Here is an 11,971-nt window from a genome sequence, read left to right as displayed (position 1 = left end):
CCCCTAAATGTCGCTGATGACCTGCCCATTGGACAGGATATGGGTTTTGAAACCACTGAAAATACGGGTCGCCTCACCCGAAGCATAGAGCGCCTGATAGGCTTCATGCGGCACAAGCGCGTGCTGCTCATAACTGCTGACCCCTTGCCGCGCCGCTTCGAGGTCATCCGTATTGATATAGAATTCCTCACGCGAAGGCTCTGAGGACCAGAGGCCACGCTTTCCCGGTCGCTCCGCCTTGGAGAAAACTTCCTGCATGGTCCAGGTCAGAAGCCAGGCATCTTCAGGCTTACGCACGCGTTCAAGCACGTCTGCCACCTTCTGATTATGCTCAGTGATGCCTGTTGTGTAGAACGGGCCGAGCACCACACGCCGCAATTGCTTGGGGTGAAGTTCAGGAAAATCAGTATCGAGACTTGTCGCGATGGTTATTGGCGACAGAGAATAGGCCGAATTCTTTGCCGCGAAATCATCGAATCGACGCGCAAGCTCCGGATTGAGCAGCCCGCCAACAGGCAATGGAATCCTGACCTTTGGATTGAGCTTTCCATCCGCGCCAACGAGAGTCTTCACGAGATCATCAGACGAGTCCTCGATAATGGCCATATAAATCAGCGGCAGATTTGAAGCGCCGTCAAACGCCCCCCAATGCACCACATAGAGCGGTCGCATGGTTTTCGGATTAACCGAAACACGAATGGTCACCGGAAGGATGAAGGGAGAAAACACCTCGCCCTGCTCAACGGTTTCCAGATAAATCCGTTCAGCCATGGATTTTTGCAGGTCACGCGGAAATTCACGATGCCGCAGAATGAAATCCGCCATCTCGCTGCGCAAAGCCGCCGCAGGCGGAATAGCAGCAAGCCGGGCTTTCGTGTCCTTCTTGTCGTTTTCCAGCTCCAGCACGTTCTGGAAAACCGGAAAGCCGCTTTCCGCACGCGAAATCTGAAACCGGTCGGTAAAGCCGATCCGGTTGCGCCAGCATTCGAAAGAAGCCTCCAGCCGCCGCAAATATTCCGATACGGTCTGTGCAACAAGATCGTGCTTATAGAGCGGCGACTGCTGGTTATTCAGAAATATATCCAGCCCATCAAGTGCAGCACGTATCGCACCGAAATAGCGTTCGGCGGCTGTCAGGTCAGCATTGTCGGTCATGCATTAGCTCTGTACGTAATCAGCAGCGTTATGCTTCTTCAAGACTTCGGAGAACCGGCGCGAGAACGCATCATCAGCCAGCTTCTTGCGGCGCTGGATATCCTGCGTGCTGACCATGTTCTTCTCATGCATTTCGAGAAGATCGCCAATGTGCTTCTGTGCAGCAGCACCAACACCGGCCATGGTCTCCTCAGCCGCCGTATCGACCCGGCTGCCCAGCGTGTTGATCTTGTGCGCGACATCCTGTTGGGCAGCGGTTTTCAACGAGTCTTCCAGTGCCTTGTAGAGCACAATGCGCTGTTCCGTATCGATGGAGAGCTTGTTGATCAATGTACTTTGCGCGGCAATCTGGTTGTTGAGCGAGTCAACAAAGGTCTGGAACATGGATGTGTAGCGCTCCAGCGTCTGGCTTTCGGCCAACAGCTCCTGCTCCTTCGCCTGACGCTCATTATACTCGGTTGCGAGTTTCGAGCGCTCACCTTCCAGCGTGGCGCGGGTGCCCTGATCGGTTGAAGCGGCAATGCGGTTTTCGATGTCGAGCAGCAACGGGTTCAATTCCTCGATGCGCTTTTGCGTGGCTTCGAGCGATGCGACTGTCGTTTTGCGCCGTTCAATTACATTGGCCAGGCTGGCTTCCGATGTTTTGTAGCGCGCATCGAGAACGGTCTTCTGTTCTTTAAGGATGCCAACAATGCGGTCGGACTTGGAAAGCAGTTCCTGCAAATTGCCAGCCAGCGACATGTTGCGCACGCGGTCGGTGCGCAGGCGCTGCATCTTGTCCTTGGAGAAAACGCCCACCAGTTTTTCCCAGCCGGAATAGCTTTTCATGCTTTCAAATTCGGAACCGAATACGTTTGTCGCGTCTTCAAGGCCGATGATCAGGTCGGCAATATTGCCTTCCATCACCTTCTGCTGACGCAGAACATCGTCAATCCGGGCATTTTCGATATCGAAATCGGGATTGCCAATCTTGGCATCCGCCTTGGCGAATTTGTCGAGAACGACACTGGATTGGTCAATTTTCGTCCGCATCTCATTGACCATATTGCGGGTCTTTTCGATCTCGGTATCAAAGCTCTGCAAACTCGCCATTCGTGTCTCCCCTGAATGCCCAGAATAATTTATGTGTTATCTGCCGTCTGAATATAGACACGGCATTTAACGAAAAAAAGCCTGTAGAAAAATGACAGGCAATATTAGATTGAAATGAGGCTAGTGATCCGAAGCGATCCGCCCGGTTTCTTCTTCCCAATGCTTGCGGCAAAGCGAGACATACACCGATTTCTCGATCGAAACCTGATCGCCCTCGACAATAGCCTTCCCTGCCGAATCGTGCCGGACCACCATGGTGGCTTTCGAGCCGCAATGACAGATGGTCCTGATTTCACGCAATGTATCGGCAATCGCCAGAAGCTCGGCTGAACCCGGAAACAGCTTGCCCTGAAAATCGGTGCGCAATCCAAAGCACATGACGGGCAGATGCAGCCTGTCAGCCACGCGCGCCAACTGCCATACCTGTTCCTTGGTCAGGAACTGCGCTTCATCGACGAAAACACAGCTCAGCGCATTTTCGCCATGTGCCACGGCAATCCGTTCAAACAGATTGTCTTCATCGCGATAAAGTTCGGCGGCAGCGGTCACGCCAAGGCGGGAAGAAATCACGCCAACGCCGTTTTCGGCGTAATGGCCCGCGGTGAACATCATCGTTCGCATGCCGCGTTCCTGATAATTGTAAGATGCCTGCAGGAGCATGGTGGACTTGCCGGCATTCATCGTCGAGTAGCTGAAATAGAGTTTTGCCATATCCGGGTTTAATCAGACTTGAGGCTGCGCTTGAAGCCTCTCGCCCGATGTAGGTGCAACTTTTACCGGAATATCAACAACTGTCGCGAATTGACCGGATTTATGCGCGGCTATGCTTGAACCCCTTTGAAATTGGTGATTGGTTCATGCTCTTAACAGCCGGTAGAAAACCGGAGAGGGAGAACAATCGATGAAAATGTTGGCTAAACTCACTGTTTCACTGGCTCTCACACTCGCTGCGGGCACTGCTTTTGCCGCCGAGCCCGAGAGTTGCAAGTCCGTTCGATTCGCCGATGTCGGCTGGACCGACGTCACATCGACCACTGCAGCCACGACCGAAGTGCTGAAAGCGCTCGGCTACACCACCGACATCAAGGTCCTGTCCGTGCCGGTGACCTACGCCTCGCTTGGCAAGAAGGATATCGACGTTTTCCTCGGCAACTGGATGCCGACCCAGCAGGCCGATATCACGCCTTATCTTGAGAACAAGACCGTGGAAGATCTCGGTCCGAACCTGACGGGCGCGAAATATACGCTGGCTGTTCCGCAGTACCTTTATGATAAGGGCCTGAAGGACTTCAAGGACATTGCCAAGTTCAAGGACGAACTGGGTGGCAAAATTTATGGCATCGAACCGGGTAATGACGGCAACCGTCTTATTCTCGGCATGATCGAAAAGGACCAGTTTGGCTTGAAGGGCTTCCAGCTCGCCGAATCCTCCGAACAGGGTATGCTGGCACAGGTCGCCAAAGACTCGAAGGGCAAGAAACCAATCGTTTTCCTCGGTTGGGAACCGCACCCCATGAACGCCAACTTCAAGCTCGCCTATCTCTCGGGCGGTGACGATGTATTCGGCAAGGATTTCGGCGGCGCAATCATCCACACCAATGTGCGCACTGGCTACACGACCGAATGCCCGAATATCGGCAAGCTGCTCGCCAATCTGAAGTTCAATCTGAAGATGGAAAACGAGATCATGGGCAAGATTCTCGACGATGGCGAAGATGCACAGAAAGCTGCGACCGAATGGCTGAAAGCCAATCCGGCCATTCTCGACACCTGGCTCGCCGGTGTGACGACAGTGGATGGCAAGGAAGGCCTGCCAGCGGTCAAGAAGTCTCTCGGTCTTTAAAGACCATTCGATAATACCGCCCGGCGCCATAGCCGGGCGGCCCTTTCGTTTGATACTGCAACCGACAGAGGAATTTTCGCTTGGACTGGCTAACACAAGACAAGATTCCGGTAGGCAAGACGGCAAAAGCCGTCGTCGACTGGCTCACGAACAATTTCGCCGGGTTTTTCGATGGCCTCGCCTACATCATGCAGTCGTTCATCGACGGACTGATGTTTATCCTGAAATATCCCCACCCGCTGATCATGGTCGTCGTCTTTTCAGCGATAGCCTATGCGTTGCGCCGGTCAATCGCCGTCACGCTGCTGACGCTCCTCGGATTCCTGTTCATTCTCAATCAGGGCTATTGGAAGGAAACGATGGAGACACTAACGCTGGTGCTCTCCTCCTGCATCCTGTGCATGGGCATTGGCGTACCCATCGGCATTATCGCCGCCCACAGGCCAAAATTCTATTCGGCCATCCGCCCCGTGCTTGATCTCATGCAGACGCTGCCAACCTTCGTCTATCTGATCCCGGCCATTGTTTTCTTCGGCATCGGCATGGTTCCCGGCCTCATCGCCACCGCAATCTTTGTGCTTCCCGCTCCGATCCGGCTGACGCATCTTGGCGTTTCCTCGACACCTCAACATCTGGTCGAAGCAGGCGAGGCCTTCGGCGCATCCTCGCGCCAGCTCCTGTGGAAAATCGAGCTTCCCTATGCCATGCCACAGATTCTGGCTGGCCTGACCCAGACCATCATGCTGTCGCTTTCCATGGTGGTTATTGCGGCACTGGTTGGGGCCGACGGCCTCGGCGTTCCCGTCGTCCGCGCGCTCAATTCCGTTAATACGGCGCTTGGTTTCGAAGCAGGCCTTGTCATCGTGGTCGTTGCCATTGTTCTCGACCGTATCTTCCGTCCCGGCAAGGAGCCAGGTGAATGACCGCGATTACACTCGAAAACGTTTGCATCATATTCGGCAAAAAGACCGAGGGCGCGCTGTCACTGGCCGATCAGGGCAAAAGCCGCTCGGATATTCAGGCGGAAACCGGCCATGTGCTCGGCGTCCACAATTGCTCGATCACCATTGCCGAAGGTGAAATCCTTGTGCTGATGGGCCTGTCAGGCTCGGGTAAATCCACGCTTCTGCGCGCGATCAATCGCCTTAACCCGATTTCGCGCGGATCGGTTGTCGTGCATCACGGCGGACGCTCTGTTGATGTCGGCAAAGCCGACAAGAACACCCTGCGCGATCTGCGCAAACACCTTGTCTCCATGGTGTTCCAGCAGTTCGGTCTGTTGCCTTGGCGCACGGTGGAAGAGAATGTCGGGTTCGGCCTCGAACTCTCAGGGGTTTCCAAGGAAGATCGTGCAGAAGCTGTTGAGCAGCAGCTGGCTCTGGTCAATCTGAAGGACTGGGCCAAACGCAAGGTCGGTGAACTCTCCGGCGGTATGCAGCAGCGCGTTGGCCTCGCCCGCGCCTTCGCGACAGGCGCACCGATCCTGCTCATGGACGAGCCATTCTCGGCGCTTGATCCGCTCATTCGCACCCGCCTGCAGGATGAATTGCTCAGCCTGCAGGAACGGCTGAAGAAGACCATCGTCTTCGTCAGTCACGATCTCGATGAAGCCATGAAAATCGGCAACCGCATCGCCATCATGGAAGGCGGCCGCATCATCCAGTGCGGTACGGCGCAGGACATCCTGCTCAATCCCGCCAATGACTATGTGGCTGATTTCGTTGCCAACATGAATCCCCTTGGCGTGCTCACCGCTGGCGATATCATGGTGCCGCTCGACCGCACCAGATCAGCCGCCAACCGCCCCTTCGCCGCAACCGCCCGGCGCGATACCCCGGTGCGTCAGGTCATGCAGGCGGTATCAAAGAATGGCGGCGATGTTGGCATTGTCGAAAATGGTGCCATCCTCGGCATGATATCCGCAGACGATATTGTCCGAGGCCTACTAAAGCATCAGAGAAATTAGGCCGACGCCACGACACGCCTGTTATTTATCGTCGTCCTCTTCATTCTCATCATCCCCGGCCTTGTTGGCCGGTTGCCATGCGTGCGGTGTCACCTTCTTCTGCGTGTTTGAATCGGTGAATATCCACCAGCCGGCATCGGTCTCGTCCCACTGACCGCCGGTCGCCTTCAGGCGATCAAGCGAACGGTACTGCGCCAGGGATTCGTTTTCCTGTCCGTCCTCGTCTTTCCAGAAGACCTGAACCTTGCTGCCGTCTTTCGGGGCAGTTGCGATTGGCTGACGTCCGCTCATGACACTTCCTCCCTGCAAATCTGTTGTGCGTGGTCCGTGGTTCGTGGTTCGTGGTTCGACAAGCTCACCATGAGCCCTTCGACAGGCTCAGGATGAGGGGAGCTATATTCTGAAACGTTGGCGATTAGCGTTGCATCCTCACTCCCCCCTCATGGTGAGCTTGTCGAACCACGAACCACGGACCACGGACCACGGACCAGCAACTACAACACGCAACGCACAATTCAGCCACCCGCGAAATCAGGCAGCAGCTTTTTTCTTCTCCAACCGCGCCCGGATACTGGCAACATCAGACTTTGGCGTCGCAGCAAACAGCGTCTTGGTATAGCTGTGCTGCGGGTTCGAGAAGACTTCCTCGCGTGTGCCATACTCAACCACTTCGCCATAATACATCACCATCACCTCATCGGCGATGTAGCGCACCACCGACAGGTCATGGCTGATGAACACATAGGTCAGGTTGAACTCGTCCTGCAGATCCGCCAGCAGGTTGAGCACCTGTGCCTGCACCGAAAGATCGAGCGCCGAAACCGGCTCGTCCAGCACCAGCAGGCTCGGGCTCATCATCAAGGCCCTCGCAATGGCAATACGCTGACGCTGACCACCGGAGAACATATGCGGATAGCGGTTGTAATGCTCAGGACCAAGCCCGACCTTGACCAGCATCTGCATGGCAAGCTCGCGCCGTTCTGCTGCGGTCTTGTTGGTGTTGAGCAACAATGGCTCACCCAGGACTTCACCGATCTTCTGGCGCGGGTTCAGCGATCCATAGGGATTCTGGAAAATGATCTGCACCTTGCGGCGCATTTCCGGTGTTACCCGGTCCTTGGCGATGTTGATGGGCTTGCCATCGATCAGCAATTCGCCTTCGGACTGCGGATCAATCAGCGTCAGGATGCGGCCAAGTGTCGACTTACCGCAACCGCTCTCGCCGACAATGGCAAGGGTCTTGCCCTTTTCCAGTGTAAAACTGACGCCCTTGACTGCACGCACTGTCTTGGGCTTGCCAAAGAGGCCGCCACCAACGTGATAGTCACGGACGATATTGCGTCCTTCAAGAACGATCTCGCTCATGATGCTGCTCCTGCATTGGCGGCTTCGTTCTTCATGAAGTCTGCAACGGTTGACAGGCGGTCGCCCGTCGCATTTTCCGGCAAGGCAGACAGAAGGGCACGCGTATATGGGCTTTTGGGTGCTTCAAACAGCGAAAGCACGTCGGCTTCCTCCATTTTGCGCCCCTTGTACTGAACAATCACGCGATCAGCCGTTTCAGCAACAACGCCCATGTCGTGGGTGATCATGATCAGGCCCATGCCATGCTTGGCTTGCAGGCTGACCAGCAGGTCGAGAATCTGCTTCTGGATCGTCACGTCAAGCGCTGTCGTCGGCTCGTCGGCAATCAGCAACTTTGGATTGCACGCAATCGCGATGGCAATCATGACGCGCTGGCATTGACCACCAGACATCTGGTGCGGGAACGAATTCAGCCGTTCTTCCGGCGTGGGAATACCCACCTGCTGAAGCAGTTCGATGGCCCGCTTGCGCCGTGCCTTGGCATCCATTTTCATGTGAAAGCGCAAAACTTCTTCCAGCTGGAAACCAACTGTAAAGCACGGATTGAGGCTGGCCATGGGCTCCTGAAAAATCATCGCCACGTCGCGGCCAACGATTTCCCGGCGTTGTTTGGTGCTCATGGTCAGCATGTCATGACCATTGAAAACCATTTTGTCAGCGGTCACAGTTGCGGTCTTCGGCAACAGTCCCATGACGGCGAGCATGGCCACGGATTTACCGGAACCGGACTCGCCGACGATGGCCAGAACTTCGCGGGCTTCAACATGGAGGTCGATCCCCTGCACCGCCATGAACTGGCCGGAACTCGTGTCGAACCCAACCGAAAGATTCTTGATTTCAAGCAGAGCCATGATCTCAGCTCCTCTTCAGTTTGGGATCGAGGGCGTCGCGCAAGCCGTCACCAACGAGGTTGATTGCAAGCACAGTAATCAGGATTGCAAGACCGGGGAATGTAACAACCCACCAGGCACGCAGGATGAATTCGCGGGCTTCCGCCAACATCGTACCCCATTCTGGTGTGGGCGGTTGTGCGCCCATGCCAAGGAAGCCAAGCGCTGCCGCTTCAAGAATGGCATTCGAAAACGAGAGCGTTCCCTGCACGATCAACGGCGCCAGACAGTTTGGCAGGATCGTCTTGAACATCAGACGTATATGGCCAGCACCGGCAAGCTTTGCGGCGACCACATATTCGCGGTTCTTTTCGCTCATCACAGCGGCACGCGTAAGGCGCGCAAAGTGTGGTTGCAGAACCAGCGCAATGGCAATCATCGCGTTAAACAACCCCGGTCCGAGAATTGCCACCAGCACCAGCGCCAGCAGCAACGGCGGGAAAGCGAGAATGATATCCATAATGCGCATGATTAGCGCATCGACCCAGCCGCGGAAGTAGCCGGCTAGAACACCAAGGATAACGCCCGTGACCATGGAAAGCGTCACGACAATCAGACCGATGAACAGCGAGAAGCGTGCGCCATAAATCAGGCGCGAGAGCAAATCACGACCAACAGCGTCTGTACCCAGCAGAAATGTCGAATTACCGCCTTCCTGCCATGCGGGTGGGGTCAGCAGCGATTCGCGAAACTGTTCGTATGGCGCATGCGGAGCGATGAATGGTCCGAAGACTGCAACGAGTACCAGAAAAATCAGGGTGGCAAGCCCTATGACAGCGCCCTTGTTGACGCTGAAATAGAACCAGAATTCCGAAAACCGGCTCATAGGGCCCGATGAAGGGGCAGCTGTTAGCGGTACGGGAGGGGAAACTTCGTTAGTCACGGTTCCTCACTTTACGCGGATACGCGGGTTGACGACCGCATAGAGCAGATCGACAATCAAATTGACGGTCATGACGATCAGCGCGACCAGCATAAGGCCGCCCTGAACGACGACGTAATCGCGCTTTGCGATCGCATCGATCATCCATTTGCCGATGCCTGGCCAGGAGAAGATCGTCTCAGTCAGGATGGCACCGGCCATGAGCAGACCCATTTGCAGGCCGATTGTCGTGATGACGGGGATCATGGCATTGCGCAGCGCATGAATGCCAATAACGCGCTTGGGTGCCAAACCTTTGGCGCGCGCCGTGCGCACATAATCTTCCCCCAGCACTTCCAGCATGGCCGAGCGTGTCTGGCGGGCGATAACCGCAAGCGGAATCGTCCCAAGCACAATCGTCGGCAGGATAAGGTGCGAGAATGCCGACTTGAATGCGCCCTTCGGCCCCGAAATCAGGCTGTCTATCAGCATAAAGCCAGTCGTCGGCTTGAAGAAATAGACCAAATCCATCCGGCCCGACACCGGTGTCCAGTGGAGGATACCGGCGAACAGGATAATAAGCAGGATACCCCACCAGAAAATCGGCATGGAATAACCGACCAGTGCAATGCCCATGCTGAGCTGGTCAAAGATCGAGCCACGCTTGACGGCTGCAAAGATGCCAGCGGGAATGCCGATGATGACGGCAAACAGCATGGCACAGATGCTCAGTTCAAGTGTTGCCGGAAAAAGCGATAGAAAGTCGGCTAGAACCGCGCGTTTGCTGGCGATTGACGTGCCGAAGTCCCCGTGAAAGATATTCCACAGAAACGAGAAATATTGCTCCCAGATCGGTCTGTTGAAGCCAAACTGCTCCATCAGCAGCTGGTGGCGCTCTGGCGTCATGCCGCGTTCGCCTGCAAGCGCAATGATGGGATCGCCGGGAAGCAGGCGGATGAAGATAAAGGCCACAAAGCTGATACCAATAAATGTCGGGACCAGCAGCAGCACTCGTGAAGCGATATATCGGAACATGGTAACCTAATAAAAAGCGGTACCGACCAAAGCCGGTACCGCGAGGAGTGAGTTACTCGGTGATGTCAACATCGGCGAAGTTGTGAATGCCGAACGCGCTTTGCACGTAACCGGTCACATTCTTCGTCGTAACATCGGTTACCAACGAGTGCGCCAAGGTAGCCCATGGAGCTTCACGCTTGAAGATAACCTGAGCCTGCTCGTAAAGCTTGGTGCGTTCCGCCTGATCGGCAGTCACGGCAGCCTTGTCGATGAGCGCGGTGAACTCCTTGTTGCACCATGCGGTACGGTTGGCCTGGCCAACAGCCTGGCACGAAAGCAGTACGGCCAGGAAGTTGTCCGGATCACCATTGTCACCGGTCCAGCCGAGAATAACGGCACCATCATGCTTAGGATCGGATGCGCGCTTCAGGTATTCCTGCCAATCGTAGCTGACGATTTCGACCTTCACACCAACCTTGGCAAAATCGGACTGCAGAAGTTCTGCGGTACGACGGCCATTTGGCATGTAAGGACGCACAACCGGCATTGCCCAGATCTTCATCGAGAGATTCTTGACGCCAGCCTTTTCGAGAGCCTTCTTGGCTGCTTCAGGATTGTATTCGTCATCCTTGATGGCCTTGTCATAGGACCACATTGTCGGCGGGATCGGATTAACAGCCGGTGTGCCCTGACCGAGATAGACAGCGTCTACAATGGCCTTCTTGTCGATGGCCATGTTGAGCGCCTTGCGCACTTCCGGCTTGTCGAAGGGTGCCTGAGTCGTGTTGTAACCAAGATAGGCAACATTCAGGCCCGGCTTCTGAATAACCTTCAGATTGGGATCAGCCTTGAGGCCTGCCACGTCAGCCGGATCAGGATAGATCGTGATATTGCATTCACCAGCCTTGATCTTCTGCACGCGCACGGCAGCATCCGTGGTTACGGCGAAAATCAGGTTGTCGATCTTTACCTTGCCCTTAAAATAGCTTGGGTTGGCTTCATAGCGGATGGCAGTGTTGAGCTGATAATCAACAAACTGGTAAGGTCCCGTACCAACAGGCTGTTCATTGAACTTCTGCAATGTGCCATCGGCCTCGAGCTTGTCGGCATATTCCTTCGATACGATCGACGAGAAATCCATCGCAAGACCTGCAAGCATAGGGGCGCTTGGCTTATTCAGCGAAATCTTGACAGTCAGATCATCGACCTTCTTGACTTCCTTGATCAGCTTGGGGAAGTCCATGCTTTCAAAATATTCGTAGGTGGCGCCATCAACATATTTGGCCCACTTGCTGCCTTCCTTCTGACGCTCGAACGAGAAAACGACGTCATCAGCATTCATATCGCGGGTTGGCGTGAAAAAGCTGGTTGTCTGGAACTTGACGCCCGGACGAAGTTTGAACGTGTATTCAAGACCATCATCGGAAATTGTCCAGCTTGCTGCCAGGCTTGGCTCGACTTCGGATGTACCCAGCTTGAATTCAACGAGCTTGTTGAAGACAGCCTGTCCGGTCGCATCAAGCGTTTCACCGCCGGTATAAAGTGCTGGATCGAAACCGCCCGGAGCAGCTTCAGAGCAGAACACGAGATTTTTCGCCGAGGCTCCACCTGCCATCAGCCCACCCGCCAACATTGCAAGCGCTGTCGCCGCAAGGAATTTCTTGTAGGTCTTCATTTTTCCACCTTCAGAGGTTTTTTGTGTTGCCGGCCCCCTTGCCCGCAACCGAGGTTGCATGGAAGCCTTTGCAATGTCGCAATGCAAGCAGATTTATTCGCAGTCA

The 11,971-nt window shown here is 55.0% G+C and carries 12 protein-coding genes; 3 read left to right on the top strand and 9 right to left on the bottom strand.

Features of this window, described 5'->3' with window-relative positions:
- Positions 1 to 3: 3 nt before the first annotated feature.
- The 3 genes from FHW17_RS07015 to FHW17_RS07005 form a co-directional block, all read right to left on the bottom strand.
- A complete protein-coding gene (locus FHW17_RS07015; protein ID WP_112525894.1) occupies positions 4 to 1,155 on the bottom strand; it encodes a hypothetical protein in 1,152 nt (383 codons plus the stop codon).
- Positions 1,156 to 1,158: 3 nt separating this feature from the next.
- Positions 1,159 to 2,247 carry a hypothetical protein gene (locus FHW17_RS07010; RefSeq protein ID WP_112525896.1) on the bottom strand — a complete coding sequence of 363 codons (1,089 nt, stop codon included), beginning with the start codon at positions 2,245 to 2,247 and terminating at the stop codon, positions 1,159 to 1,161.
- A gap of 120 nt (positions 2,248 to 2,367) precedes the next feature.
- The gene (locus FHW17_RS07005) at positions 2,368 to 2,958 is read right to left on the bottom strand and encodes a thymidine kinase (RefSeq protein WP_112525898.1); all 591 of its coding nucleotides are present in this window, start codon (positions 2,956 to 2,958) and stop codon (positions 2,368 to 2,370) included.
- A gap of 190 nt (positions 2,959 to 3,148) precedes the next feature.
- On the opposite strand from FHW17_RS07005, the gene FHW17_RS07000 reads away from it, so the two are divergent.
- From FHW17_RS07000 to choV, 3 genes are all read left to right on the top strand, one after another.
- Entirely contained in the window at positions 3,149 to 4,090 is a 942-nt protein-coding gene (locus FHW17_RS07000) for a choline ABC transporter substrate-binding protein (RefSeq protein WP_112525900.1), read from the top strand.
- Positions 4,091 to 4,170: 80 nt separating this feature from the next.
- Entirely contained in the window at positions 4,171 to 5,013 is an 843-nt protein-coding gene (gene choW, locus FHW17_RS06995) for a choline ABC transporter permease subunit (RefSeq protein ID WP_112525902.1), read from the top strand.
- Positions 5,010 to 6,056 (top strand): choline ABC transporter ATP-binding protein, encoded by a 1,047-nt coding sequence (gene choV, locus FHW17_RS06990; RefSeq protein WP_112525903.1) that lies wholly within the window; start codon positions 5,010 to 5,012, stop codon positions 6,054 to 6,056. Before choW ends, choV begins: the two co-directional genes overlap by 4 nt.
- A 21-nt stretch (positions 6,057 to 6,077) precedes the next feature.
- Here the strand turns inward: choV and FHW17_RS06985 are convergent, their stop codons facing one another.
- From FHW17_RS06985 to FHW17_RS06960, 6 genes are all read right to left on the bottom strand, one after another.
- On the bottom strand, positions 6,078 to 6,347 hold the full coding sequence (locus tag FHW17_RS06985) for a hypothetical protein (protein ID WP_112525904.1): 270 nt from the start codon (positions 6,345 to 6,347) through the stop codon (positions 6,078 to 6,080).
- 240 nt (positions 6,348 to 6,587) lie between these two features.
- Positions 6,588 to 7,421, bottom strand: a complete 834-nt coding sequence (locus FHW17_RS06980; protein ID WP_112525905.1) for a dipeptide ABC transporter ATP-binding protein — start codon at positions 7,419 to 7,421, stop codon at positions 6,588 to 6,590.
- Complete coding sequence (locus FHW17_RS06975; protein ID WP_112525906.1) at positions 7,418 to 8,272, bottom strand: ABC transporter ATP-binding protein; 855 nt, start codon at positions 8,270 to 8,272, stop codon at positions 7,418 to 7,420. The genes FHW17_RS06980 and FHW17_RS06975 overlap by 4 nt, the downstream gene beginning before the upstream one ends.
- A 4-nt stretch (positions 8,273 to 8,276) precedes the next feature.
- Positions 8,277 to 9,137, bottom strand: coding sequence for an ABC transporter permease subunit (locus tag FHW17_RS06970; protein WP_112525907.1), 861 nt, complete (start codon positions 9,135 to 9,137; stop codon positions 8,277 to 8,279).
- Between the two features lie 63 nt (positions 9,138 to 9,200).
- The gene (locus FHW17_RS06965; protein WP_112525908.1) at positions 9,201 to 10,208 is read right to left on the bottom strand and encodes an ABC transporter permease subunit; all 1,008 of its coding nucleotides are present in this window, start codon (positions 10,206 to 10,208) and stop codon (positions 9,201 to 9,203) included.
- 52 nt (positions 10,209 to 10,260) lie between these two features.
- Positions 10,261 to 11,865, bottom strand: coding sequence for an ABC transporter substrate-binding protein (locus tag FHW17_RS06960; protein ID WP_112525909.1), 1,605 nt, complete (start codon positions 11,863 to 11,865; stop codon positions 10,261 to 10,263).
- Between the last annotated feature and the right edge of the window lie 106 nt (positions 11,866 to 11,971).

Source organism: Phyllobacterium sp. P30BS-XVII (assembly GCF_014138335.1).
Taxonomy (GTDB): domain Bacteria; phylum Pseudomonadota; class Alphaproteobacteria; order Rhizobiales; family Rhizobiaceae; genus Phyllobacterium; species Phyllobacterium meliloti.
The sequence above is the reverse complement of the archived record's forward strand: the minus strand, read 5'-3'. Positions and strand labels throughout refer to the sequence as shown.

Bases quoted from the DNA above. Each gene is read 5' to 3' on its own strand.
- FHW17_RS07015 (WP_112525894.1), bottom strand. From the start codon at position 1,155: ATGACCGACAATGCTGACCTGACAGCCGCCGAACGCTATTTCGGTGCG.
- FHW17_RS06975 (WP_112525906.1), bottom strand. From the start codon at position 8,272: ATGGCTCTGCTTGAAATCAAGAATCTTTCGGTTGGGTTCGACACGAGT.
- FHW17_RS07000 (WP_112525900.1), top strand. From the start codon at position 3,149: ATGAAAATGTTGGCTAAACTCACTGTTTCACTGGCTCTCACACTCGCT.
- FHW17_RS07010 (WP_112525896.1), bottom strand. From the start codon at position 2,247: ATGGCGAGTTTGCAGAGCTTTGATACCGAGATCGAAAAGACCCGCAAT.
- FHW17_RS06960 (WP_112525909.1), bottom strand. From the start codon at position 11,865: ATGAAGACCTACAAGAAATTCCTTGCGGCGACAGCGCTTGCAATGTTG.
- FHW17_RS06980 (WP_112525905.1), bottom strand. From the start codon at position 7,421: ATGAGCGAGATCGTTCTTGAAGGACGCAATATCGTCCGTGACTATCAC.
- FHW17_RS07005 (WP_112525898.1), bottom strand. From the start codon at position 2,958: ATGGCAAAACTCTATTTCAGCTACTCGACGATGAATGCCGGCAAGTCC.
- FHW17_RS06970 (WP_112525907.1), bottom strand. From the start codon at position 9,137: ATGAGCCGGTTTTCGGAATTCTGGTTCTATTTCAGCGTCAACAAGGGC.
- choV (WP_112525903.1), top strand. From the start codon at position 5,010: ATGACCGCGATTACACTCGAAAACGTTTGCATCATATTCGGCAAAAAG.
- FHW17_RS06965 (WP_112525908.1), bottom strand. From the start codon at position 10,208: ATGTTCCGATATATCGCTTCACGAGTGCTGCTGCTGGTCCCGACATTT.
- FHW17_RS06985 (WP_112525904.1), bottom strand. From the start codon at position 6,347: ATGAGCGGACGTCAGCCAATCGCAACTGCCCCGAAAGACGGCAGCAAG.